General features: G+C 72.0%; 15 protein-coding genes. 7 read left to right on the top strand and 8 right to left on the bottom strand.

What is annotated here, in order from left to right; all coding sequences use genetic code 11:
- Positions 1–73: 73 nt before the first annotated feature.
- Positions 74–1105 (top strand): TIGR03617 family F420-dependent LLM class oxidoreductase, encoded by a 1032-nt coding sequence (locus tag ACIQBJ_RS03050; protein ID WP_400702464.1) that lies wholly within the window; start codon positions 74–76, stop codon positions 1103–1105.
- On the opposite strand, the gene ACIQBJ_RS03045 is transcribed toward ACIQBJ_RS03050, so the two are convergent.
- Positions 1086–2045: a hypothetical protein gene (locus tag ACIQBJ_RS03045; protein ID WP_400702461.1), complete on the bottom strand. Its 960-nt coding sequence runs from the start codon at positions 2043–2045 to the stop codon at positions 1086–1088. The genes ACIQBJ_RS03050 and ACIQBJ_RS03045 overlap by 20 nt on opposite strands.
- A gap of 131 nt (positions 2046–2176) precedes the next feature.
- Here ACIQBJ_RS03045 and ACIQBJ_RS03040 point away from each other — a divergent pair, with 131 nt between their 5' ends.
- Entirely contained in the window at positions 2177–3535 is a 1359-nt protein-coding gene (locus ACIQBJ_RS03040) for a DUF2254 domain-containing protein (RefSeq protein WP_400702458.1), read from the top strand.
- Between the two features lie 124 nt (positions 3536–3659).
- Here ACIQBJ_RS03040 and ACIQBJ_RS03035 read toward each other — a convergent pair whose 3' ends face one another.
- Positions 3660–4604, bottom strand: coding sequence for a cytochrome c oxidase assembly protein (locus ACIQBJ_RS03035; RefSeq protein WP_400703474.1), 945 nt, complete (start codon positions 4602–4604; stop codon positions 3660–3662).
- Between the two features lie 258 nt (positions 4605–4862).
- Between ACIQBJ_RS03035 and drmD the strand changes: the two genes are divergently transcribed.
- From drmD to drmC, 5 genes are read left to right on the top strand one after another with little or no spacing between them, the layout of a single operon-like run.
- Complete coding sequence (drmD, locus tag ACIQBJ_RS03030) at positions 4863–8096, top strand: DISARM system SNF2-like helicase DrmD (RefSeq protein ID WP_400702455.1); 3234 nt, start codon at positions 4863–4865, stop codon at positions 8094–8096.
- The gene (locus tag ACIQBJ_RS03025) at positions 8093–12130 is read left to right on the top strand and encodes an Eco57I restriction-modification methylase domain-containing protein (RefSeq protein WP_400702452.1); all 4038 of its coding nucleotides are present in this window, start codon (positions 8093–8095) and stop codon (positions 12128–12130) included. Before drmD ends, ACIQBJ_RS03025 begins: the two co-directional genes overlap by 4 nt.
- Positions 12127–15891, top strand: coding sequence for a DISARM system helicase DrmA (drmA, locus tag ACIQBJ_RS03020; protein ID WP_400702449.1), 3765 nt, complete (start codon positions 12127–12129; stop codon positions 15889–15891). The genes ACIQBJ_RS03025 and drmA overlap by 4 nt, the downstream gene beginning before the upstream one ends.
- A complete protein-coding gene (gene drmB, locus ACIQBJ_RS03015) occupies positions 15888–17918 on the top strand; it encodes a DrmB family protein (protein ID WP_400702446.1) in 2031 nt (676 codons plus the stop codon). Before drmA ends, drmB begins: the two co-directional genes overlap by 4 nt.
- On the top strand, positions 17911–18657 hold the full coding sequence (gene drmC / locus ACIQBJ_RS03010) for a DISARM system phospholipase D-like protein DrmC (protein WP_400702443.1): 747 nt from the start codon (positions 17911–17913) through the stop codon (positions 18655–18657). Before drmB ends, drmC begins: the two co-directional genes overlap by 8 nt.
- Before the next feature lie 24 nt (positions 18658–18681).
- On the opposite strand, the gene ACIQBJ_RS03005 is transcribed toward drmC, so the two are convergent.
- The 6 genes from ACIQBJ_RS03005 to ACIQBJ_RS02980 form a co-directional block, all read right to left on the bottom strand.
- Positions 18682–19677 carry a 2-hydroxyacid dehydrogenase gene (locus tag ACIQBJ_RS03005; protein ID WP_400702440.1) on the bottom strand — a complete coding sequence of 332 codons (996 nt, stop codon included), beginning with the start codon at positions 19675–19677 and terminating at the stop codon, positions 18682–18684.
- Positions 19678–19763: 86 nt separating this feature from the next.
- Positions 19764–20789: a 6-phosphofructokinase gene (locus ACIQBJ_RS03000; protein ID WP_400702437.1), complete on the bottom strand. Its 1026-nt coding sequence runs from the start codon at positions 20787–20789 to the stop codon at positions 19764–19766.
- Between the two features lie 274 nt (positions 20790–21063).
- Positions 21064–21792, bottom strand: coding sequence for a type 1 glutamine amidotransferase (locus ACIQBJ_RS02995; protein ID WP_400703471.1), 729 nt, complete (start codon positions 21790–21792; stop codon positions 21064–21066).
- Positions 21793–21893: 101 nt separating this feature from the next.
- Positions 21894–23150 carry a MurT ligase domain-containing protein gene (locus tag ACIQBJ_RS02990; protein WP_400702434.1) on the bottom strand — a complete coding sequence of 419 codons (1257 nt, stop codon included), beginning with the start codon at positions 23148–23150 and terminating at the stop codon, positions 21894–21896.
- Between the two features lie 176 nt (positions 23151–23326).
- Positions 23327–24685 carry a GNAT family N-acetyltransferase gene (locus tag ACIQBJ_RS02985; protein ID WP_400702431.1) on the bottom strand — a complete coding sequence of 453 codons (1359 nt, stop codon included), beginning with the start codon at positions 24683–24685 and terminating at the stop codon, positions 23327–23329.
- A 105-nt stretch (positions 24686–24790) separates the two neighbouring features.
- Entirely contained in the window at positions 24791–26239 is a 1449-nt protein-coding gene (locus ACIQBJ_RS02980) for a pyridoxal phosphate-dependent decarboxylase family protein (RefSeq protein ID WP_400703468.1), read from the bottom strand.
- Positions 26240–26296: the final 57 nt, after the last annotated feature.

Here is a 26296-nt window from a genome sequence, read left to right as displayed (position 1 = left end):
ACACGCGGCATAGCATCGGAGGCGCCCGCCCCCGTACCGCCCGCCCCGTACCGCCCGCAGGAGAGCCCCGCCGATGCGCATCGACCTCGCCGCCCCGCCCCGGCCCGCCACCGCACCCGGACTGGCCCGGGAGGCGGAGGAGCGCGGCGCCGACCGCTTCGTGCTCGCCGAGACCTCGCACAACCCGTTCCTGCAACTGGCCCGGGCCGCCGACCGCACCACCCGGATCGGCCTCGGCACCGGCGTCGCCGTCGCCCTGGCCCGCACCCCGATGACGCTCGCCTACGAGGCGTGGGGGCTGCACGAGAGCTCCGACGGGCGGGCCGCGATCGGCCTCGGCACCCAGATCGAACCGCACGTGGTCCGCCGCTACGGCATGCCCTGGGACCGGCCCGCGGCCCGGATGCGCGACTACGTGGCGGCGGTCCGGGCGATCTGGCACAGCTGGCAGAGCGGCGAACGCCTCGCCCACCGCGGCGAGTTCTACCGGCACACCCTGATGACGCCGGTGTTCGCCCCCGACCCGCTGCCGTACGGGCCGCCGCCGATCCTGCTGGCGGGCGTCGGCCCGCTGATGACGGCCACCGCCGGGGCCGTCGCCGACGGCTTCCTCGCCCACCCCTTCGGCTCGCCCCGGCACCTCGCCGCGCACGTGCTGCCCGCCGTCCGGGCCGCCCGCGCCACCGCCGAGGCCGAGCAGGCCCCGTGGACCGCCCGGCCGTTCGAGGTGGTCGCCAACGTGCTGGTCGCCACCGGCCGCGACGAGCGGGAGTACGCGGCCAACCTCCGCGCGGTCCGCGAACGCCTCGCCTTCTACGCCTCCACGCCCGCCTACCGCCCCGTCCTGGAGACCCACGGCTGGGCCGCCCTCCAGGACGAGCTGCACCCGCTCTCGCTCCGCGGCCGCTGGGCCGAGATGGGCGCCCTGATCGACGACACCGTCCTGCACACCTTCGCCGTCGCCGGCGAACCCGCCGAGGCCGCCCGCGAACTCCGCGCCCGCTACGGCGCATCGGCGGACCGCCTGTGCGTCAGCGGCCCGGACGACACCGACCCGGCCCCCCTGCTGGACGTCGTCTCCGCCCTCACCCCGTCCGACCGCTGAGGCCCGCCAGCCGGTCCAGGCCGTAGCCGCTGATCAGCAGCCGCTCCTTGCGGCTGCCGGTCAACCGCCGCGTCCAGTCGGTGAAGCCGCCGTCCCCCAGCTCGACCGGGCCGCCGTCCAGCACGCCGTGCACCTTGAAGCACAGGCCGGTGTAGTAGCCGCGCCCGGTCGGCCGGTCCGGGTCGTCCCGGACGGTCACGCCCGGGAGGTCCGCCAGCGCCCGCGCCGCGTGCGCGGCCGTCTCCGCCAGCGCCGGGTCGAGCACCGTCAGCCGGACCTCGGTGCGCGGCACCCCGGCCGCCGCCAGGGCCCGCGCGGCGAAGGCCAGGTGCTCGGTCAGCCCGGTCCGCTCGAAGGACCGCGCCCCGGTGTCGCGGCCCGCCGAGACCAGCGCGAACAGCTGGAAGTGCGCGAGCGCCCCGGGGTCGGCGAAACGCTGGGCGCGCACCACGCGCTGGGACGCGGCCAGCCGGACCGGCTCGGCGGAGCGCGGGGCCGCGGCGCGCAACCGGGCCGCCTCCAGCGCCAGCGCGTTGGTCGGATCGGCGGCGACCTCCGTGCCGCGCACCGTCGCCACCACCTTGCGCGGGTCCACGGGGGCGACCGCCGCGTGCGCGGCCAGCGGCACCAGCGGGGCCGGCAGCACCGTCCGGAACCCGTCCGGGAGCGCCGCCAGCAGGACGTCCTCGACCCGGCGCAGGTCCGCGAACGCCGTCGGCGCCGGCGCGGTGAAGCGGTCCGCCGCGTAACGCCGCATCACCTCGGCCGGTGTCACCCGGTCCGCCCGCCGCCGGAACACCTCCAGCAGCAGCGTCGTCAGGTCCGCCCCGCTCAGCCGCTCCGCCAGCACCTCCAGCAGCTCCGGCCCGCCCGCCTCCGCCAGCACCCGCCGCAGCGCCGCCCCGCCCGCGCCCCCGGCCACCTCTCCGTCGTCCGTCACGGTCACCGAGTATCCACCGGCCACCGGCACCGCGACCAGCGGATTCCCGCCGCCACGCCGCCGTAGCCCCGCCGCGGCCCCGCCGGGCGCGGCTCCCCGGCGGGCCGACCGGGCCCCGTTAGCCTGGGCCGATGAGCGACCAGGAGCCGCCGTCCGTCCCACCGGGCCCGCCGCGTCCGCCGCGCCGCGCACCGCGCTACCGGGCGCTCTCGCCGCTGCGCGAGCACCTGCGCGAGTCGTTCTGGTTCGCGCCGCTGTTCGCCTGCCTGGGCGCGGTGCTGCTGGCCGGACTCACCGACCTGCTCGACCGGGAGATCTTCGCCGAGGCCGCGGCCGATCGGACCGCCGACACCCTGCTGTCGTTCGGCACGGCCGCGAAGAGCGTGGTGTCGACGATCAGCTCGGCGATGCTCACCTTCATCGGCGTGGTGTTCTCCATCTCGCTGGTCTCGCTCCAGATGGGCGCCAGCCAGTTCAGCCCCCGGGTGCTGCGGCTGTACGTCCGCAGCCGGCTGATCAAGGCGACCTTCGCGACCTGCCTGGCCACCTTCGTCTACACGCTGTTCGTCCAGCTCGGCTACGACGACACCACCGACCCGGACCGGGCGGTCTCCGTCCCGATCGTCTCCACCGTCGTCGCGCTCGCCATGGTGCTGCTCAGCCTGGCCCTGTTCGTGCTGTACGTGCAGGCCACGCTGCGGCTGCTGCGGGTGCCGCACGTCATCGACCGGGTCACCCGGGAGTCGCTCCAGGTCCTCCAGGACATCCGCTGGATCGCCCCCGACCTCGCCCCGGAGACCGCCCAGGCCCCGGACGCCCACCCCGCGGGCCTGACACTGCTGCACGAGGGCCGCGGCGGCGTCCTGCGGGACGTCAACATCCGCCGGCTGATCCGGGTCGCCCGGCGGCACGGCACCGTGCTGCACCTGGTGCCGCGGATCGGCGACTTCATCGCCCCCGGCACCCCCACCGTCGTCGTGGTCGGCGGCACCCCGCCCCGCCCGCGCCGGATCACCACCGCGCTGAACGTCGGCGTCGACCGCACCATGCACCAGGACCTCAGCTTCGGGTTCCGCCAGCTCGTCGACATCGCGATCCGCGCGCTCTCCCCGGCCGTCAACGACCCCACCACCGCGGTCCAGGCCGTCGACCGCATCCACCAGCTGCTCGCCCTGCTCGCCCCGCACCGGCTCGGCGCGCTGCGCCACCGCGACCGGGACGGCGCCGTCCGGCTGGTCCAGCCGGTGCCGGGCTGGGAGGCCACCGTCGACCTCGCCTTCACCGAGATCCGGATCTGCGGCGCGGGCCAGCCCCAGGTCACCCGCCGCCTCACCGCCGCCCTCGACGACCTGCTCCGGATCACCCCCGAACCCCGCCGCCCCCCGCTGCTGCGCCAGCGCCGGCTCCTCGAACGCGCCGTCGCCGAGGCCATCCACGACCCCGACAACCGGGCCTTCGCCCTCGCCCCCGACCGCCAGGGCATCGGCTGAACCGCCGGGCGGGCCGGTCCGGGGACGCCGACCGCCCGGGAGCCGTGCGGCTTCCGGGCGGTGACGGGGGACAGACGGGAGAGTGACGGGGGACCGGCGGGGGACCGGTCGGGCTGACGGGGTGTCAGCCGGTGGCCCGGTCGAGCGAGGCCAGGTACCGGTTGTACGCCTCCAGCTCGGCGTCGCCGTCCCGGTCGGCGGCCCGGTCGCGGCGGCGGGCCTGCCGCTCCTCGGACTTGGCCCACTGCAGGGTGAGCGCGATCAGCACGATCGCGGTCGGGATCTCGCCGAACGCCCAGGTGATGCCGCCCGCCAGCCGCTGGTCCTCGTGCAGGTTGGTGCCGAGCGGGGCGGCCGCGGCGGAGAAGGTGCTGACCAGCTGGCCGGAGGCCATCATCACGGCGACGCCGAAGAAGGCGTGGAAGGGCATGCCCATGAACAGTTCGAGGATGCGCATCACGTAGCCGGGGCGGTGCGGGCCCGGGTCGACGCCCATGATCGGCCAGAAGAACAGCAGGCCGACGGCGAGGAAGTGCAGCATCATCGCCAGGTGCCCGACCTGGTACCGCATCAGGAAGTCGAACAGCGGGGTGAAGTACAGCACGTACAGGCTGGCGATGAACGCCGGGATGGTGAACACCGGGTGCGAGACGATCCGCACGTACCGGGAGTGCAGCAGCGCGACCAGCAGTTCGCGCGGGCCCCGGCCGCTGCCCTTGCGGGCGGGGCGCAGCGCGCGCAGCGCCAGGGTGATCGGGGCGCCCAGCAGCAGCAGGATCGGCGACAGCATGGAGAGCACCATGTGCTGGATCATGTGGGCGCTGAACAGCACCATGCCGTAGTCGTTCAGGCCGGTGCAGGTGACCAGGAGCACGGTGCCGACGCCGGCCGTCCAGGCGACGGCCCGGCCGGCCGGCCACTTGTCGCCGCGCCGCCACAGCCGGACCGCCCCCGCCAGGTACAGGCCGAGGGCGAGCGCGCAGAACACCAGGTAGGGCCAGTCCGGCGACCACTCCAGCGCCCGGGACAGCGTGAAGGGCGGCAGGGGCCCCCCGCCGTGGTGGTGCATCCCCGTCATGCCGTCGCCCATCGGGCGGCCCCGCTTTCGTCCATGCCGTCCGGCGCCACGACCCCGCCGCGGTCCGGTTTGCTCCGGTTTCGTTCGGGCCCCAGCCTAAGCGCCGCTTACGCCGCGCCCCCGGGGAGGGGCATCGGGCCTTCGCGTGGGACAATGCGGTCCGGTCCCTGAGCAGGTCGGCCATACTGGTTTCTTCGTGATCTATCACCCGGCCCTCGAGGTCCGGTGCAGCAATGAGATCACGCTTCGATGAGGACGACAGTGGCGAAGGAGCCTGCCCAGGTGGCGACCGCGACAGAGGACCCGCAGCAGACGGCGAGCGGTACGGCGGGGACGGCGCTTCCGCCGGTTCCGGAGCCTGGGCAGGTTGTCATGGTGCGAGGCTCCACCTGGGCGGTGTCCGACGTCCAGCGGCAGGGGCTTCCGCGCAGCCCCGCTGACGAGGGCGTGCCGCGGCTGACGCACGTGGTGAGTCTGCAGTCACTGGACGAGGACCGGCTCGGCCAGGAACTGACCGTGGTATGGGAACTCGAGGTCGGGCATACCGTCGCACCGGACCAGGGCCTGCCGGAGACGGTCCGGCCAGAGTCGTTCGACGATCCGAACCAGCTCGCCGCGTTCGTGGACGCGGTGCGTTGGGGCGCGGTCACCTCGGCGGACGCCAACTCCTACCAGGCACCGTTCCGCAGCGGCGCGAACGTGGAGCCGTACCAGTTGGTGCCGCTCAGCCGGGCCCTGCAGTCCGCGCGGACCAACCTGCTGCTCGCCGACGACGTCGGTCTCGGTAAGACCATCGAAGCCGGTTTGGTCGTTCAGGAGCTGCTGCTGCGCCACCGGGCCCGGTCGGTGGTCGTGGTGTGCCCGCCGAGCCTGTCGCTGAAGTGGCAGGACGAGATGCGGGAGAAGTTCGGCCTCGACTTCGTCATCGTCAACAGCGAGCTGATGGCGAAGGTCAAGCGCAGCCACGGCCTGAACGCCAACCCGTTCCGCTTGTTCCCCCGGGTGATCGTGAGCATGGCCTGGCTGCCGTCGCTGCGGGCGCAGCGGCTGTTGCGGGACGTGCTGGCGGACACCCGCGGTTCGAGTGGCACCCGGCGGTACGCCTTCGACGTGCTGGTGGTGGACGAGGCGCACCATGTCGCGCCGGCCAGTCCAACGACGGCGCCAGGTCAGCGCGGCTATGCAGTGGACAGCCACCGTACGACAGCGACCAAGAACCTCGCCGAGGCGTGCGAGCATCGGCTGTTTCTGAGCGCGACGCCGCACAACGGCTACTCGGAGTCGTTCACCGCGCTGCTGGAGATGATCGATGGCCGCCGCTTCACTCGCGGCGCGAACATCGACGAGCAGGCCCTGCGCGAGGTGATGGTGCGCTGGCTGAAGACGGACCTGCCGGAGAAGGGCTTCAAGGCCCGCAAGCTGAGCACCCTCGACTTCACGCCCTCGGACGAGGAGCAGCAGCAGTTCGAGCGGCTGGAGCGGTTGCTGGCCGACAGCGCCCGGGCCAACAACAAGAGCGCAGGCGGCGACATCGTCGCGATGCTGCTGAAGAAGCGGTTCCTGTCCAGCCCGTGGTCGTTCGCCCGGACCCTGGAGCTGTACCAGGATGCGGACAGCGGAGCCCGGCAGCTGCGGGTCGACGACGAGGACGAGTACTACACGGAAGTGCTCGGCTCCGGCCAGTCCGACGAGGAGGAAGGCGCCGCCGAGCACCCGGAGTTCACGGCGCTGCGCCACTCCAAGAGGTCGGACCCGCTGGTGACGGCGACCGCAGCGGACATCGCCTCGCTCGTCGAGTGGGGGCGGCGCTACGAGTACAAGCCGGACAGCCGACTGACGCGGCTGTTGGACTTCCTGGACGCGGTCTGCCGACCGGACGGCAAGCACTGGTCCAACGAGCGGGTGGTGGTCTTCACCGAGTACTCCACCACCCTGGAGTGGATCGAGCGGGTGCTGCGGCAGCGCGGCTACGACCGGGTGCTGGAGGTCATCCAGGGCTCCACCCCGACCGAGGAGCGCGAGAAGATCCGCGCCCGGTTCACCGAGAGCCCGGACAAGCAGCCGGTCCGCGTCCTGCTCGCCACCGACTCCGCCGGCGAGGGCATCGACCTGCAGCGGCACTGCCACCGCCTGGTGAACTTCGATATCCCCTTCAACCCCTCCCGGCTGGAGCAGCGCATCGGCCGCATCGATCGGTACGGGCAGACCCACAGCCCCGAGATCTTCCACTTCGTACCGGTCGCCGGTGCCTCGACGTACGAGGCGGACATGAAGTTCATGGGGATCATCGCCACCAAGGTCGCCCAGGCCGGCCGGGACCTGGGCAAGGTCAACCAGGTCATTGATGTAGAGGTGCAGAACCACTTCGCCCCCGCCCGCACCGGCCGTAAGGCCTCCAGGCAGGCTCCGCCCGATGACGGCAACGAGGTGATCACCCGGGCGCTGGCCGGCGGCATGGAGCTCAACCGCCAACTGACGAAGCTGTCCGAGACGTACGGCGACACCAAGGCCGCCATGCACCTCACGCCCGCCAACGCCCGCCGGGTCGTGGACGCAGCCCTCACCCTGACCGCTCAGCCGCCGCTGATCGAGACCGGCGACGACCTCACCGACGCGGAAGTCTTCGAGATCCCCGCGCTCGGCCGCTCCTGGCAGCCTGCCCTGCGAGGCCTGGACACCCGCCTGGAACCCGGCGTCTTGCGCCCCATCACCTTCGACGACCAGGCGGCCCGGAACCGCACCGATCTGGTCCACATCCACCTCGGCCACGCCCTGATGCAACGTGCTACCCGCACCCTGCGCTCGGCCCTGTTCAGCGCGGACTCGCCCGTCCACCGGGTCACCGCCGTCGTCGCCCCCGCACTGCCCGAGTCCTGCGTCGCTGCGGTCTCCCGCCTCGTCCTGGTCGGACGCGGTGGCCTGCGCCTGCACGAGGAGGTGTTCCTCACGGGGGTGCGCCTGCGCGGACAGGCTCTCGCCGAGGCCAAGGTCGAGCAGGTCCTCGACGAGACGCTCGACTCCGTCGACCTGGTCCTCGCCCCCGAGCAGGTGCGGGCCCGCCTTGCTGCGCAGTGGAACGACAGCGGCCGGCTGCGCACCCGCCTGTTGACCGCGATGGAACGCAAGAGCGCGGCCCATCAGGAGCGCGTCACCGCAGCGCTCGCCCAGCGCCGGGACGCCGACGTCACCCGCGCCCACGAGATCTTCGCCGCGTTCCGGATCAACCTGACCGAGTCCCGCGAGCGCCTGGAACGGGAGATCCGCGCCGAGGAGGAACTGCTGTTCACCGACGACCAGCAGAAGCAGCGCCTGCGCGACCTGGAACGCATGAAGCAGCGCCTGGAGAAGCTGGACGAGGAGGAAGCCCGTGAGGTCGCCTCGATCAGGGAGCGCTACAGCGACATCCGGCCCCACGTGTCCGCCGCCGCCGTCGTGTTCGCTCTCACCCCGGAAGACGCCGAGAACGAGGAGGCCACGGCATGAGCCGCAAGCACGCCCCGACCGCTGCTGACTTGCACCGCGGCTGGCTCGAACTTGTCGACACCGAAGGCCCGTTCCTCGCCGTCCCCGCCCTTGAACGCGTCTACCCGCAGGGCATTCCGCAGCCGGACCGCCGTGCGCTGGACGCCGTCAAGGACGCCAAGCCGGGGTTCGAGAAAGCCTGGGAGAACTGGGACGAGAACCCCGGCGACGAGGCCGCACTCGACCTCTACCGGGATGCCCGCGACAGCTGGGTCGAACTGGTGCTCCGTCAGGGCCTGCGCTGGGGCAACGCCTACACCACCTCCGGTGCGGCCGCCATCGAGGCGCACTCGCCCGACTACGCCGTCACCGTGCGCGCCGACAGCGCCCTGATGCACGGCGACACCACCGGCGCCCTGGTCATGGTCACCGACCCCGTCGACTCGCTGCGCGACCCGCTCGCCGACGGCTGGTCCGCCAGTCCCATCGACCGGATGGAAGTACTGCTGCGCGCCGCCGACGTCCCCATCGGTGTTGTCACGGACGGCCGCTGGTGGGGCATCGTCAGCGCCCGACCGCAGACCATGGCAGCCTCCGGCATCGTCGACGCTCAGGACTGGATCCAACAACCCCAGACCCGCAATGCCTTCATCGAGCTTCTCCAGCGCCGCCGCCTTGTCGGCGGCAAGCTGGAGGATCGGCTGACCGCCCTGTTCGGCGAGTCCGTCACCGCCGCCGAGAAGATCACCGAGGCACTCGGCACCCAGGTTCGCCGGGCCGTCGAACTCGTCGTCCAGGCCCTCTCCGAGGCCGCGTCGGATGCGCGCCGACGCGGCGAGGCCGACCCGCTGCCGGAGCAGCGCGGCGAGGTCTACGAAGCCGCCGTCACCGTGCTGATGCGGGTGGTCTTCCTGCTGTTCGCGGAGGAGCGCGGACTGCTGCCGGAGAGCCGCCTGTTCGCCACCGGCTACGGCATCAGCAACGAACTCGACCTGCTCGACGCACGGGAGAAGGAAGAGGGTGAGCAGCCCCTCGACGCCACCTTCCTGACCTGGCACCGGCTGCTCGCCACCTCGCAGGCGCTGTACCGGGGTTCGAGCTTCGAAGATCTGCGGATGCCCGAGTACGGCGGCTCCCTCTTCGACCCCGCCCGCTTCCCCTTCCTCACCGCCCGCGACGCCCGCGGCACCCTCGCCATCACCGTCAGCGACCGCGTCATGCTGGAGGTCCTGCGCGCCGTCCAGATCGCCCGACTCACGGGCGGCGCACGGCGAATTTCCTTCCGCGACATCGACGTCGAACAGATCGGTTACATCTACGAGGGCCTGCTGGGCTACTCCTGCGAACCCGCCGACGAGACCACCGTCGGACTCACCGGCACCCCCGGCTCCGAACCCGAGATCCCGCTCGCCGTCCTCGAAGACCTCGCCGCGACCAAGCACACCGAGACCGCACTCGCGGACGCGATCCTCGCCTGGGCCAAGCAGCACCAGCCCGCCGCCAAGCCGTCCAGCAAGGCCGCCCTCACCAAGGCGCTCAAGCCCACCGGCATCCCCGACGACGCCGAGACCGCCCTGCGCGACGTCACCGACGACCCCGAACTCCGGGAGCGGCTGCGCCCGTTCCTCGGCCTGATCCGCCGCGACCTGCGCAATCGGCCGATGGTGGTCGAGCCCGGCGGCGTGCTGGTCGTGGAGACCCCTTCGCGGGCCTCCGCCGGCGCCCACTACACGCCGCGCTCGCTCGCCGAGGAGGTGGTGCGGCACGCCCTGGAGCCCCTGGTCTACTCGTTCGGACCGCACCAGACCGCCGACCGGGACGCCTGGGTGCCGGTCGACTCCGACCAGATCCTCGACCTGCGCATCGCCGACATCGCCTGCGGCTCCGGCGCGTTCCTGGTCGCGGCAGCGCGCTACCTCGCCGATCGGCTGGTCGAGGCGTGGCGGCGCCAGCGGGAGAACTACGGCACCCCGCACGAGACGCGCATCCACGCGATAAGGACCGTCGTCGCCACCTGCTTGTACGGCGCCGACATCAACAGCATGGCCGTCGAGATGTGCAAACTCTCCCTGTGGCTGGTGTCGTTGGACCCCAAGCTGCCGTTCTCCTTCGTCGACGACAAGGTCCTGCACGGCAACGCGTTGCTCGGCCTCACCGACGCCCGGCAACTCCGCGACCTGCACATCGACCCGAAGGCGGCGAGCGGACAGCTCAGCGCGTTCGGCCTCAACGTGGACGACATCCTCGACCGGGCCCGCCGCCTGCGCCGCCAGTTGGCCACCGAAGTCGACACCAAGGACCCGCAACGGACCGCAACCGCTAAGCGGCGGCAGTGGAAGCAGTACCAGCAGGACACCGCCCAACTCGCCGACGTCGCGGACGGGGTGGTCGCGGCCGGGCTGCGCTGGGGCGGCAAGCCCGGCAGACAGTTGAAGGCCGCGTACGAGGACCTGCGCGTCGCAGTGGAGCTGGCGTACCCCAAGGGGGGCGGGACAGCGGACCGGAGGCTGCTCGACGGCATCCTCGCCGCCGGGCTCACCCCGACCGTGACGACGGACTACGGGCGCTGGAAGCCGCTGCACTGGATTCTCGCGGTACCGGACGTCATGGAGCGGGGCGGCTTCGACGCGGTGATCGGCAACCCGCCGTTCCTGGGCGGGCAGAAGCTCACCGGTGCGATGGGCACCAACGTCCGCGACTGGTTCGTCAACGTGCTCGCGGACGGCACGAAGGGCAGCGCCGACCTGGTCGCGTACTTCTTCCTGCGCGCGTACGGGCTGCTGTCACGGCGGGGCGGGCTGGGACTGATCGCCACCAACACCGTCGCGCAGGGCGGCACCCGGCAGGTCGGTCTCGACCGGCTCGTCGCGCAGGACTTCACGATCACCCGCGCGATCCAGAGCCGGTCCTGGCCCGCCGCCAGCGCGAATCTGGAGTACGCGGCAATGTGGGGTAGCCGGTCGTCGGTGAGCGCGGACGTTCCCCGGGTCGTCGCCGAGCAGGATGGGGACAGCGAAGTCGCGCGGATCTCCACCCTGCTGGAGGCCGGCGGCCGGGTCGACGGTGATCCGGTGAGGCTGAACGAGAACGCCGGGATCGCGTTCCAAGGGTGCATCGTGCTGGGCATGGGCTTCGTCCTGGAAGCCGAGGAGGCGGAAGCCTGGATCGAAGCCGACGCGCGCAACAAGGAGGTCCTCTTCCCCTACCTCAATGGGGAGGACCTCAACTCCCGCTCCGACAGCTCCCCTTCGCGATGGGTCATCGACTTCAACAACCGGTCAGAAGCGCGGGCGCAGGCGTATGAGCTGCCGTACCGGCGGGTGCTGGAGGAGGTGAAGCCAGAGCGGGCGAAGAACAATCGGAAGGTTTACCGGGACTACTGGTGGCAGTTCGGCGAAAAGCGTCCGGCGATGCGGGAGGCGATCGCCAACCTGGACGAGGTGTTGGTTATCGCGCGCGTCAGTAAGACCGTTATGCCGACCCGAGTGTATACGCGCCAGGTATTCCATGAAAAACTTGTTGTATTTGCTTTGGAATCATATGCAGATCTGGCGATCCTCTCTAGTAATTTGCACCAACTCTGGGTGATCAAGTACGGCACCACGATGCGAGTCGACCCCACCTACACTCCATCGGCTGTCTTCGAGACCCTTCCTCGGCCGGAGAAGAATGAACAACTGGGCCTGGCGGGGCAAACCCTTCATGCTGAACGCCGCGAGATCATGCTCCGCCGCGACCTCGGCCTCACCAAGCTCTACAACCTCGTCAACGACCCCACGGTCCCCGATTCCGTCGACCCCGACGTGGCCCGCCTCCGCGAGATCCACGTCGAGCTCGACCACGCCGTCATGGCCGCCTACGGCTGGGACGACGTCCCGCTGGACCACGGCTTCCACACCTACCGCCAGATGCAGCGCTGGACGGTGAGCCCGGCCGCCCGCGTCGAGATCCTCGATCGGCTGCTGGAGGAGAACCACCGCCGGGCCGCCGCGCAGGGCGTTGTCAGTGCTGCCGGGGACGATGGCGGCAGCGAGGAAGAGGAGGGCGAGGAGTGACCACTCCCCGGCGCGGCAGCGCCCAACCGGCGGACCACAAGAACAGCGTGACGGTCGCGCCCGCCTACCACCTCACCCACGCCCCCGACGGCAGTTCCTGGGCGGTCCGTCAGAACCTCGTGGACATCCTGGAGCGCGAACTGCTCGGTCCGGCCAACGGCCCGACCGAGCTCCTGGACGGCGTGCCGGACGCGGCGTACCTGGTGGGCCGGATCGCACCCGTCCGCCTGACGCCCAGTAAGGCGGACCCGGGCGAGGCCGACTCCTCCGACGCTGCGACCGACGTCGGCGACGCCGTGGACGCGTCCGGCAGTCGGGGCGTGCCGCTGACCGCAGTGGACGAGAGCAGCGCCAGCGGGGACGAGGACGAGGTCGAAGACCAGCCGCAGAAGCGCGGGCTGATGATCCCGGCGTCGATGGGGCTGCGGTTCCAGATCCCTTCCGACCTGGACGAGTTCACCGTCACCGCGACCTGGGGCACCTACGAGCCGGTGAAGGAACGCAAGCCCGAGGGTGCGGCCGAGGCCGAGGCCGAGGCGTCCCGGCCGCTGCGCCGTTTCCAGCGAGTTCCGCACGAGGTCCCGGTCACCGTCAAGGTCGCCGACCTGACGCCGTCCCGGACTCGGCCGTACGTGCTGGAGGACAAGGTTCTGCTCCGCGTCGATCGCCATGACGACACCGAGCGCGGCTGCCGGATGATCGAGGTGGCGCTGTGCAACGACCGGGAGACGCCCCGGCAGATCCCGGTCGACGCGTGGCTGTACCAGACCAGGCTGGAGGTCACCGCCCCCGGCCCCGCGGCGTTCCTCCCCGTCAACGACGCGCTCCTCGAACCGTTCGAAGAGGACGACGACGAACTGCGCCGCCTCCGTCTGCAGTACCGCGACCGGCTGGAGTTCGCGCACGGGCGGACCTGCTCGGTGGACTGGGCGGTCGCCGACGGCGCCCGGCGGGCGAGCGCGGTATGGACGACATGGCTGCCGGTGAGCGAGACCCGGCAGACGGCGGCCGAGGAGATCGGCGCGGCCCTGCTGGACATGCGCCGCCTGCAAGAGGCACCGGTCGCCGAACTTCGTGCCGGCCTGGAGCCGATCGTCCAGGGGTACACCGCCTGGCTGAACGGCGAGCAGCAGCGCGCCGAGGACCTGCCCGAGCACCTGCGCTTCGAGGGGCTGGAGGCGGTCGGCGAGGCCCGCCGCGTCCAGCAGCAGCTCGCCGAGGGGCTGGAGTTCCTGCTCGTGGACGAGGAGGCGTTGCGCTGCTTCCGGTTCATGAACCGGGTAATGGCGGATCAGCGCGTGCATTCCCAGGTCGCGGAGCGGCGTGCGAGCAGGCCCGAGGAGTCCATCGACGAGGCCCGCCGGGCGATCCTCGACCGGGAGAAGGAACGAGCGCACTCCTGGCGTACCTTCCAACTCGCCTTCGTGCTGATGCAGTTGCCCCTGCTGTCCGATCCGGCGGCCGAGAAGCGGTCGAGTGACCTGGCGAAGGCGCAGTTGCTGTTCTTCCCGACCGGTGGTGGCAAGACTGAGGCGTACCTGGGTCTAGCCGCGTACACCTTCGCGATCCGCCGCCGCCAGGGGGTGGTGGACGCCTTCGACGGGCCGCTGGATGGCCGGTCGGGCGTGGCGGTGCTGATGCGGTACACGCTGCGGCTGCTCACCGCGCAGCAGTTCCAGCGCGCCACCACCCTGGTCTGCGCCGCCGAGCTGGCCCGTGGTGAGGACCCGGAAACCTGGGGCGAGGAGCCGTTCCGGATCGGCCTGTGGGTCGGCACCGACGTCAGCCCGAAGCGGTACGACGAGGCCGCCGAACAACTGCAGAAGGCGCACGGCGGTCGCGGCTACCGGCTGACGGTGCTGCAGATCCAGCGTTGCCCGTGGTGCGGCACCCGGGTCGAGGCACGGGACGTGCGCACCGAGCCGACCCTGCGCCGGGTTTACGTGTACTGCGGCGACGAGCTGGCGGACTGCCCGTTCGCCGAGGGCGGCGAGGTCCCCGAAGGGCTGCCGGTGCTCACCGTCGACGAGGAGATCTACCGGCTCGCGCCCGCGTTCGTGATCGCCACCGTGGACAAGTTCGCCCGCCTGTCCCGCGAGGGCGAGGCGGCGTCCCTGTTCGGTCACGTCTCGCGCCGCTGCGAGCGGCACGGCTTTGTCCACCCCGACTACCAGCACTGCGCCGTCCAGCTCGGCAAGAGCCACCCGAAGACGCCCACCGGCTTCCCTCCGGCGAAGGTGAGCGCGGCTGATCGGCTGCGTCCGCCGGATCTGGTGATTCAGGATGAGCTGCACCTGATCACCGGTGCGCTCGGCACGACGGTGGGCCTGTTCGAGGTCGCCATCGACGCGATGACCGACTGGCAGACCAAGGACGGCCTGCCGGTGCGCCCGCTGCTCGTGGCCTCCACCGCCACCGCCCGCAACGCCGCCGAGCAGGTGAAGGCGCTGTACGGGCGGGCCGTGACCATCTTCCCGCCCCAGGTCCTGGACGCCGGGAACACTTTCTTCTCCAAGGAGATCCCGGTCTCCGAGGAGCATCCCGGCCGGCGCTACCTCGGGATCAGTACCACCGGCGTCCGCCTGACCACGGCCGAGATCCGGGTCGCCGAAGTGCTGATGGCGGCCGGGCAGTTGATGCTCGACCGGTCCGGACCGGAAGCGGACCCGTACCTGAGCCTGGTCGGCTACTTCAGCGCCACCCGTGAACTCGCGGGCATGGCCCGGTACATGAGCGACGACATCCAGACCGCGCTGGCCAAGGGCCGGCCGTGGTCGAAACTGCCCCGCCGCACCGGCACCGACTACGGCTCGCTGAACGTCGCCGAGTTGACCTCCCGGGTCTCCAGCGCCGACATCACCGCGACGCTCGACCAGATGGCCCTCGCCTTCGACCCGGCCTTCGACTCCACGGCCGGCAAGCGCGAACGCCGTGCCATGCGCGAAGCGAAGAAGCCCGAGCCGACCCGCGAGGTCAACCCCTACGACGTGGTCCTCGCCACCTCCATGCTCCAGGTCGGCGTGGACGTCACCCGCCTGGGCCTGATGCTCGTCGTCGGCCAGCCCAAGAACACCGCCGAGTACATCCAGGCGTCCTCCCGGGTCGGCCGGAGCGCCCAGCGGCCCGGCCTGGTGATTGCCCTCGGCAACTGGGCCCGCCCCCGCGACCTCGCCCACTTCGAACAGTTCCGGCACTACCACGAGACCTTCTACGCCCAGGTCGAAGCCCTGTCCGTGACCCCGTTCTCGGTCACCTCCCTCGAACGCGGCCTGGACGGCGTCCTGGTCAGCGCGGCCCGCGTCCTGCAAGCCGGCAAGGCCGGCTCGGGCCAGGGCCTGTCGGCGGAGGACGGTGCCTCCCGGATCGAGGCCGAGCAGGACTTCATGGGCGAACTCGTCGACACCCTCGTCCGCCGCATCCGCAGAGCCAGCGAGGACGAGGACGCGCCCGACCGGGCCCGCCAGCGCCTGGCGAACCGGATCGACCACTGGGTCAAACGGCGCAAGTCCCTCATGGCGGACCGCAAATCGCTCGTGTACGAGAAGGTCAAGGACGACAGCCTGCACGACGCGCTGATCATGAGCGCCGAGAACGCCAAGGCCGGCATCGACTCCCTCGACGCCCCGCCGTTCGTGGTGGCCAACTCCATGCGGGAAGTCCAGCCCGAGATCAACCTGCTGGTCAGCCCGATCAAGGAACGCCTGGTGTACCGCGCACCCGATCACGCCCCGAAGTGGAAGATGCCGGAGGACCAGCAGTGAGCGACGAGACCCGCTTCGTCTACGACGTCGCCCACGCCGTCGACCCGCTCGGCGACCTGGAGCAGGAGGCCGAGAAGGCCGCCAAGCACAACCGCGCCAAGGTCGGCTCCGCCCGCCCCTCCTCACTGCTGTACACCTACGGGCCCGGCGCGATCATGGACCTCCCGCAGTTCACCATCATGCCCACCGGCCTCGACGACTGGGACCGCATCTGGGCCCGCCGCGACTCCGCGCCCCCGCAGATCCACGCCCCCCGGCTGCGCGACGTCGTCCGCATGACGCTGCGCTCACCCGACGTCCAACTCCGCCCCTTCCCCTGGCAGCCGAAGAAGAACAGCCGCTCCGCCGAAGGCAACGACCTCGGCGTGCCCGCCCGGGTCTTCCCGCAGTGGCTGCGCTGCACCGGTTGCGACCTGCTCGGACTGCTCTCCCAGTTCGACTACCGCAACACCCACCCCTACCGCACCGACCTCGCCGTCTTCGAACACACCAGGTGCACCGGCCGCGCCGGCTCCGCCGCCCGCAAGGCGACCCGCCGCACCGCCGTCCCCGCCCGCTACCTGCTGGCCTGCCCCGACGGTCACCTCGACGAATTCCCCTACGACCAGTGGGTGCACCGCGGCCGGCCGTGCGCCAAGGCGGAACTGCCCACCCTGAAGATGGTCGACCGACTCGCGGGCAAGGGCGCCTCGGCCGTCATCCACTGCGCCTCCTGCGACCTGCGGCGCCCAATGAACGAGGCCCAGGGCGAAGTCGGCCGGGAGAAGTTGCCCGACTGCCGTGGGCGTCACCCCCATTTGGATGCCTTCGAACCCAAGGGCTGCCTCAACAAGACCCGCCTGATGCTCGTCGGCGCCTCCAACCTGTGGTTCCCCGCGACCTGGTCGATCATCGTCATGCCCGACTCGCCCCAGGAGAAGGCTGAGGACCTCGCCGACCGCGTCCGCACCGCCCTCGGCGACAACCTCGCCGTGTTCCGTGACCAACCAGCCGTCATCCGAGCCCTGCTGGATGCCAAGAACGTCGACGTCACCAAGCTCACCGACCAGGAACTCGAACACACCCTCCAGACCGCTTCCGCCCCTACTGACACCCCGGAGGAGCAGGAGCGGAAACTGCGCGACTGGGACCCGGTCGACCTCCTCGTGCCCGAATGGCAGCACCTGCTCCGTGACATCGTCGGCCTGCGCGCCGAAGAACCCAGGAGCGGACTGACCCTCGCCACCCGTGAACGCGGTCCCGACCTGCGACCGGAGATCACGCGTGTCCTCGCAGTCGAACGGCTCCGCAAGGTCAACGCCCTCGTCGGCTTCACCCGCATCGACGACATGGACCGGGTCGGCGACCTCCCCCGCCGCCTTGCCCCGCTGACTCGCAGCAGCCGCCCCGCCTGGACCGTCGCCACCGAGGACCGCGGCGAAGGCATCTTCCTCCAGCTCGACGAAAACAAAGTGGCCGCCTGGGAGAAGCACGTCGAGGACTCGGCGGTGTGGGCGCACCATAAGGAGGCACACAGGCGGAACTTCGAGCGTCGCTTCTCCGAGACCGCCGACCAGGTCAATCACCTCACCCGCCTCAAGCCCCCGCGCTACTGGCTTGTCCACAGCTTCGCCCACGTTCTCATCCGCGAACTCGCCCTCACCTGCGGCTATGCCGCCGCCAGTCTCAGTGAACGCCTCTACGCCTGGCCCGCCGCCGAAGGCCGCGATCCGGCCGCAGGCCTCCTGATCTGCACCACCGCCTCCGACAGCGATGGCACCCTCGGCGGCCTCGTCCAACTCAGCGAACCCACTCGCCTCCAGCAGGTCGTCAACAACGCGCTCCGCAAAGCCACCCGCTGCTCCTCCGACCCCATCTGCGCCATGCGTACCCCCCAGGATCCTGAGGACTTCCTGCACGGTGCTGCCTGCCACTGCTGCGTCATGGCATCCGAAACCTCCTGCGAACGGGCCAATCGTTTCCTCGATCGCCGCTTTCTCGTCCACCTGCCCGGCAGCACTCTCGGCTTTTTCGAGCCTCATGAATGACCCTGGGCAAGCAGCACGCGAACTCGGCCGACTCCTCACCCGCACCGAAGCCGCCGGTATCGCCGACCGACTGCTCGACGGCGATACCCTGACCACCGCACTCAAAGCCGTCGCCACTGGCAAACGCGCCCAGGCCCGCCGACTCCTGGTACTCGTCGCTCCTGCGACCTCCGACGGCCAGGGCACCCACCGCTACCTGCCCGTGCTGCGCGCCATCGAAGGCGCCCGAACCATCTCCACTCGGCTGACCCCGGTGTGGACCATGCCCGGCCACCTCGCCCAGAGTGGCCCGCTCACCTCCTCGGTGACCCGTCTCATCGACAGTGCCCGGCAATCAGTCACCTGTTCCACCTTCAACTTCCAACGGACGTCGGCACTCTGGACGGCCCTGCACAAGGCCGCCCAGAGGGACGAAGTCGCCGTCCGCCTCTACCTCGACACCAAGGCCGCCGACGGAAACGGACAGCATTGGTCACCCTCCACCGCCGAAGTGGCCGCGCACCTGGCGCCAGCCACGGTCTGGCGCACCAAGACGTTCGACAGAACCTATGTCCGCAACCACGCAAAGTTCCTCGCCGTCGACCACCGCCTCCTTCTCGTGACCAGCGCCAACTTCTCCTGGAGCGCCGAGAACAACAACGTCGAGTTCGGAGTCCTCATCGACGACCCCAACCTCACTGAAACCGTTGAGCGCGAACTCTGGGAGGCCGAGGGCATCCTCTACGAACAGGTGTCCTGAGAGAGGCCGGGCTCGCGTCGCGGGTCAGCTTCTGGGCACGAGGGTGTTCTCGTTGCGGCGGCCGGCGGCGAAGTCGTCGATGTTGCGGGCGGTGGCGTCGATGATCTGGCCGACGGCGGTGCGGGTGAAGTAGGCCTGGTGGCTGGTCACCAGGACCTGGGGGAAGGTGATGAGGCGGGCGAGGGTGTCGTCGGTGATGCCCTGGATGGACTGGTCGGTGAAGAAGACGCCGGTCTCCTCCTCGTAGACGTCGAGGCCGACGCCGGAGAGGTGGCCGGTGCGGAGGGTCTCGACCAGGGCGGCGCTGTCGACCAGGCCGCCGCGGCTGGAGTTGACCAGGATGGCGTCGTGCTTCATCCGGGCCAGGGCGCCGGCGTCGATCAGGTGGTGGGTGGAGGGGAGGAGGGGGACGTGCAGGCTGACGAGGTCGGACCGGGAGAGCAGTTCGGGGAGTTCGGTGTAGGTCATGCCGAGGTCGAGGCAGGCGGGGTTGGGCGCGATGTCCCAGCCGAGCAGGGTGGTGCCGAAGCCGGCGGCGATCCGGGCGAAGCACTCGCCGATCTTGCCGGTGCCGATCACGCCGACGGTCATGCCGTGGACGTCGCGGCCGAGCAGGCCGTCGAGCCGGAAGTCGAACTCGCGGGAGCGGTTGGCGGCGCGGGTGAGCCGGCGGTTGACGGCGAGGGCGAGGGCCCAGGCGTGTTCGGCGACCGCGTACGGGCTGTAGTGCGAGACCCGGGCGACGGTGAGTCCGAGTGCGGCGGCGGCGTCCAGGTCGATGTTGTTGAAGCCGGTGGAGCGCTGCGCGATCAGTTCGGTGCCGCCGGCGGCGAGGACGGCCAGTGCCGCGGCGTCGAGTTCGGCGTTGACGCTGGTGCTGACGGCCGGGTACCCGGCGGCCAGCGGCGCGGTGTCGCGGTTGAGGAAGACGGCCAGGGTGCGCAGGCCGTGCCGGCCGGCGAAGGCCGCTTCCAGGAGCGGCTTTTCGTCTGCTTGGACGCCGTAGGCGAGGATCTCCATGCGGCGAAGGCTATCCCCGGGGGCGCGGGCGGCCGGGCCGCGACGCGCCCCCGGCGGACGGATGCCGGGCGGGGGGTGAGGGGCCGTCAGATGACGGTCTCGGCCTCCAGGTAGCGCTCGGCGGGGACGGTCTTCAGCTCGGCGACGGCCTCGCCCAGCGGCACCAGGTTGATGTCGGTGCCCTGCAGCGCGGTGATGTGCCCGAACGCGCCCTTGTGGGCGGCCTCGACGGCGTGCCAGCCGAAGCGGGTGGCGAGGACCCGGTCGTAGGCGGTGGGGGTGCCGCCGCGCTGGGTGTGGCCGAGGATGACCGGGCGGGCCTCCTTGCCGAGGCGGTGCTCCAGCTCGCGGGAGAGCTGGGTGGCGATGCCGGTGAACCGCTCGTGGCCGTACATGTCCTTGGTGCCCTCCTCCCACGGCATGGTGCCGGGCTCGGGCTTGGCGCCCTCGGCGCACACCACGATCGCGAACTTCTTCTGCCGGTCGAAGCGCTCGCGGACGACCTCGGTCAGCTTGTCGATGTGGAACGGCCGCTCGGGGACGACGATGGCGTGCGCGCCGGCCGCCATGCCCGCGTTCAGCGCGATCCAGCCGGTGTGCCGGCCCATCACCTCGACCACCATGACGCGCTGGTGCGACTCGGCGGTGGTCTTCAGCCGGTCCAGCGCCTCGGTGGCCACCGAGACGGCGGTGTCGAAGCCGAAGGTGACGTCGGTGCAGGCGATGTCGTTGTCGATGGTCTTCGGCACGCCGACCACCGGCAGGCCCGCGTCGCTCATCAGCTTCGCGGCCTTCAGGGTGCCCTCGCCGCCGATCGGGATGACCGCGTCGATGCCGAGGTCGGCGCAGTACTTCTTGGCCCGCTCGACGCCGTCGCGCAGGTGGCTGGGCTGCACCCGGGAGGAGCCCAGGATGGTGCCGCCCTGGGCCAGGATGCCGCCCACGGAGTCGAGCGTCAGGGGGCGGTGCACGCCCTCCAGGAGACCGCGCCAGCCGTCCTCGAAACCGATGATCTCGTCGCCGTGGTCGACCACCCCCCGGTGGACCACGGAACGGATGACGGCGTTCAGGCCGGGACAGTCACCGCCGCTGGTCAGGACACCAATACGCATTGCTTTGCCAACTCCCGAGCAGGATCGGACGGCCGGACTGTGGGTGGGAATCGGACATAACGCCCGAAACTGACCTGCTGCACAGCATACGGTTCCTGCGTCCGGCCGAGCCGAAACCGACGCGGGGCGGCTTCCTCGACGCACCACGCGTAACTGCGACCCGACCGCCGAGGAGGGTGTTGCGCCCGGGCACTCCTATTCTCCTACGAACCCGCCCCGGGACGGGACGGCTGACCACATGGCGGTCAGCCGCCCGGCACCCGGGGCCGACCCGCTACGCGGGGCGCGAGGTCGCGGCGATCCGCTCCGCGCGCAGCGCCTCGTACCAGGTGGTGTCGGCCGGCGGCAGCGCGTTCACGTCCAGCGCCAGCTTGATCAGCATGTCCGCGACCGCGGGGTTGCGGGCCATCACCGGGCCGTGCAGGTACGTCCCGAACACGGTGTCGCGCCACGCGCCCTCGGTGCCGTCGCCGGTGCCGTTGCCCCGGCCGACCTGCACCGTCGCCAGCGGGCTGACGCCCGGGCCCAGGTGCGTGACGCCCTGGTGGTTCTCGAAGCCGGTCAGCTGCGGCAGGCCCAGCTGCGGGTCGACCTGCGCCAGCACGTCGCCGACGCAGCGCGCGCCCTCGCCCCGGACCGTCCGCACGTCCAGCAGGCCCAGGCCCGGCTCGCGCTCGCCCAGGTCGTTGACGAACTCGTGGCCCAGGATCTGGAAGCCCGCGCAGACCGAGAAGATGATCGCGCCGTTCTCCGCCGCCCGGACCAGGCCGCCGTCGTTGCGCAGCCGCTCCGCCGCCAGCCGCTGCGGACGGTCCTCGCCGCCGCCGATCAGGTAGATGTCGCCGCTGGTCGGCACCGACTGGTCCGAGCGCACGTCGATCCGCTGCACGCCCAGGCCGCGCTGCCGGGCCCGCCGCTCCACCACCAGCGCGTTGCCGCGGTCGCCGTACGTCGACAGCAGGTCCGGGTACACCCAGACCACCCGCAGGCTGCTCTCGCTCATCCTCGCACCCCTCCCGAACTGCCGCTGCTGCTGCTCGCCGTACCCCTGCCGACCGGCGCGGCCGCCGAACTGCCCGCCGCCGGACTGGAACTGATCGGACATCAGGCCACCACGGCCTTGCGCAGCTGCTGGAACGCCGTGTAGTTGGCGATCGCCTCGATCCGCCCGGGCGGGGCGGCGTCCACCGCCTGCGCCAGCGTGTCGACGACCTGGAACTGCAGGCCCGCGACCTCCAGCCGGACCGCCAGGTCCAGCTTGCGCTGGCCCAGCACGAAGATCGGGTGCCCGGCCAGGCGCTCGTAGTCGACGTCCCACAGCCAGGAGGTGTCGGTGCCGTCCGCGTCCAGCGCGTTCACCGACAGCACCACCGGCGCGGGCGGGCCGTCGATCAGCGAGAAGGTCTCCAGCCAGCCCGCCGGGTTCTTCGCCAGCAGCAGCCGGACCTCGCGGCCGCGGAACTGCACCACGTCGTACCGGCCGGCCACCGCCGCCACCGACTGCATCCGCTGCAGCGCGACCTGCGGGGCCACCCCGAAGACCGCCGCGACGGCCGCCGAGGAGGTGGCGTTCGCCAGGTTGGCCCGGCCCGGCAGCTGGAGCTGGATCGGCCAGGCGCCGCGGTGCGGGTCGATCACGTGGGTGCCCTGGAGCGCCCAGTGCGGGTTCGGGCGGCGGAAGCCGCACTCGCCGCAGAACCAGTCGTCGCCGGGGCGCTGCATCACGCCGCCGCAGGACGGGCACGACCAGGCGTCCTCCTTCCACGCCTGCCCGGCGGCCACCCAGACCACCTTCTTGCAGGACGAGGCGGCCCAGGTCACCAGCGGGTCGTCGGCGTTGGCGACGATCACCGCGTCGGTGTCCTGCAGGCCCTCGCGCCACTTCTCGGCCATCATCCGGGTCTCCGCCGCGCGGTCCAGCTGGTCGCGGGAGAGGTTCAGCAGCGCTATGGCCTTCGGCCGGGTGTCCCGGGCGACCATCGGCAGGTACTTCTCGTCCACCTCGATCACGCCGAACCGGGCGCTCGTGCCGCCCGCCAGCGCGCCGGTGATGCCGGCCGGCATGTTCGCGCCCAGGGCGTTGGAGACCACCGGGCCGGCCGCCCGCAGCGCCTCGGCGATCAGCCGGGTGGTGGTGGTCTTGCCGTTGGTGGCGCTGACCAGGACCACGTCCAGGTGCTCGGTGAGGGTCGCCAGCAGGTCCGGGTCGAGCTTGAGCGCGACCTTGCCGCCGATCACCGAGCCGCTGCCGCGGCCCGCCTTCTGGGAGAGCGCGGCGGCCATCTTGCCGGCCGTCACAGCGATCTTCGCGCGGGCGGGCAGCGAGGCGTCGCGCGGGGCTTCCGAATCGGTGCCTGGCATGCTCAGGGGTTCCTCCTTGCTGCGGCACCACCCTGGCCGGTCCTCGGGGGACCCGCGGGTGGCGGGGACTGCCTCAGCCTACCGACTCCCGCCCGCACACTTGAGCAGGGGCGACATCGCGCGGCCGCGCCCCCCCGGCGACACGCGGCCGCGCCCCCGCCGCCCCCGCCCGGCCGTCAGCGCGCCGCCCAGGGCGCGGGCAGCTTCTCGGCGGCCTCCGCCAGGTGCGCGGTGATCACCAGGGTGCCGTCCTCGACCTGGTAGTCCAGCGGCGCCGAGAGGCGGCGCATGGTCGAGATCAGGCCCGAGTTGGACGCGGTGGTGACGGCGTAGACGGTGCCGACGCCGGACTCCAGGGCGAGCGCGGCCATCCGGCGGACCAGGTCCACGCCCAGGCCGCGGCGCTGCCAGGCGTCCTCGACCAGCAGCGCGATCTCCGCGCCCTCGTCGTCCCACATCAGGTGGGCCAGCGCGACCAGCCGGCCCTGCACGGTCTCCACGGCCAGGGTCTGCCCGTGCCGCGGGTCCAGCAGGTGGTCCAGGTAGCGGTCGGCGTCCCTGACCGGCCCGTGGTAGCGGCGGCGCAGCGACTCCGGCGAGCAGCGGGCGTGCATCGCGACCGCCGCCGCCTTGTCGGCGGGGGTGGCCCGACGGACCGTCAGGTCGTCCCCGGCGGGGCGGCTGATCCGGGCCGCGACCTGCGGGACGCGCGGGCCGAGCACGGTGTCCAGCTCGACCAGGGCGCGGGCCCGGGCGAACTCCGTCGGGGTGAAGGGCAGACCCGGCCGGGACAGCTCCAGCAGGTCGCCGCCGGGCAGCGGCAGCCGCATCAGGTGCCCGTCCACCCCGGCGGGCGTGGCGGCGCCCCGCCCCGGGTACTGCCGGATCGTCGCCCGCCCGAACAACTGCCGCAGCGCGACCGGCAGTTCGGCGGCGTCCAGGGCGGTGCGGGTGGCCAGCGCGAGGACCTGCCGGGGCACGTCGACCAGCTCGTGGGCGTCGGCCCGGTCGGTCCAGATGTCCCAGCCGCCGCCCGCGGCGACGGCCGCCGCCAGCTCGGCCCGCGGCAGCGACTTCGGGGCCCGCACGATGAACTCGTCGACCGTGCAGTCGGGCAGCGGGTGGGCCTGCATCGAGACGATGTTGACCCGCCGCTCGGCGAGCGCCGCGCAGACCCGGGCCAGGCTGCCGGGCGCGTCCGCGACGCTGGTGCGCAGCCGCCACAGCGCGGTGGGCTCGGACTCGTCGTTCACCGCCCCACCGCCCGGGGGTGCGGGCGCGTCCGGGCCGGGCGGGCCGTGCGGGTGCCGGTGCGCGAGCCAGCCCCGGAACAGGGCGGTGCCGAGCATGGCCGCCGCGGAGGCGACCAGCAGCACCGGCCCGTCGTGCCCGTGCACGACCACGTTGGCGACCAGGTCGGCCGCGGCGACGGCGGCGAACACCGCCGCCAGCTCGACGGTCTCCCGGCGCCAGCGGTGCCCCCGGCCCGCCCCGCGCTGCCTGCTCTTCTCGTGGGTGTACGCCATCTTGTCCATGCCAGCATGGTGGCGCTCCGCTGTTTCACGATCACGAATGTCCCGTGACCTGACGGTTAATGTCTCCGCGGGCCCCTGCCGGATCGGCGCTGATCCGCCCCGCGCTCAGTTGGACGTCCGGGCCCCGGCCAGGAGTTCCGCTCCGGCGGACTTCACCTCGTCGAGCAGCAGCCGCAGGTCCGCGTCGGTGGTCGAGGCGTTCAGCAGGCAGGCCCGCAGCAGCTCGGTGCCGCGGTACACCGCGCCGGTGACGAACACCCGCCCGCGCAGCTGGACGGCGACCGGCAGCCGCGCGTTGATCCGCTGCGCGGTCTCCTCGTCGACCCCGGCCGGGCGGTAGCGGAACGCCACGATCGAGGTCTCCACCGGCGCCAGCAGCTCCAGGTCGGCGTCCGCGTCCACCCACCCGCCCAGCCGGCGGGCCTGCGCGGCGCAGTGCGCGACGTCCCGGGCGACGCCCGCCCGGCCGCGGTGCGCGATCGACGCCCACACCTTCAGCGAGCGGAACGGCCGGGTCTGCTCGGTGCCGTACTCGGAGAACCAGCCGAGGTCGCCGGCCGCGTCGTCGCGCAGGTAGGACGGCACCAGGCTGAAGGTGCCGCGCAGCTCGTCCGCGTCCCGGACCAGCGCGCAGCCGCAGTCCACCGGCACGCCCAGCCACTTGTGCGGGTCCAGGGCCAGCGAGTCGGCCCGGTCCATGCCCGCGTAGCGGTGCCGGATCTCCTCGTCCAGGACGCCGAACGCCCCGTACGCGCCGTCGACGTGGAACCACAGGCCCTCGGCGGCGGCGAGGTCGGCGATCGGTCCGAACGGGTCGACGGCGCCGGTGCCGACGGTGCCCGCCGACGCCACCACCAGGAACGGCAGCCGCCCGGCGGCCCGGTCCTCGGCGACGGCCCGGCGCAGCCCGTCCACCACCAGGTGCCCGTCGGCGTCGGTCGGCACCACCCGCAGGTGCCGGGAGCCCAGGCCGAGCAGCTCGGCGGCCTTGCGCACGCAGCTGTGCGCCTCGCCGGTGACGTACCCGACCAGCGGCGGCATCCCGGCCAGGCCGTCGGCCCGGACGTCCCACCCGGCGGTGCGGGCGGCCCGGTTGCGGGCCGCGGCCAGGCAGACGATGGTCGCCATCGAGGTGCCGGAGGTCAGCAGGCCGCCGCCCGCCGGGTGCGGGAACCCGACCAGCTCGGCGATCCAGCGCACCACGGCCCGCTCCAGGTGCACGTCGGCGTGGTCGCCGCCCGCCGAGCTGGGGTTCATCGCCGAGGCCGCCAGCGCGGCCAGCACCCCGGCGGGCTGCGGCGCGGAGTTCACCCAGCCGAAGAACCGCGGACTGCCGTTGCCCATCGGGTGCGGCATCACCCGCTCCTCGACGGTCTTCAGCAGGGCCGCGAAGTCCGCGCCCTCCTCCGGCAGTTCGAGGTCGAGCAGCGCGCTGCGCGCCGCCGGGTCCATCGGCTCCCAGACCGGCCGCCCGGGCAGGCCGTCGAGGTAGTCCGCCACCAGCTCCGCGGCCGCGAGCGCCGCACTCCTGAAGTCATCGTCCACCCGCCACATGCTAAACGCGCAGCTCATGGCGGGGGCGGAAGGATCGACGGGCGAGACGGGCGACGG

It is taken from the genome of Kitasatospora sp. NPDC088391 (assembly GCF_044753345.1).
In the GTDB taxonomy this organism is placed as follows: Bacteria; Actinomycetota; Actinomycetes; order Streptomycetales; family Streptomycetaceae; genus Kitasatospora.
The sequence above is the reverse complement of the archived record's forward strand: the minus strand, read 5'-3'. Positions and strand labels throughout refer to the sequence as shown.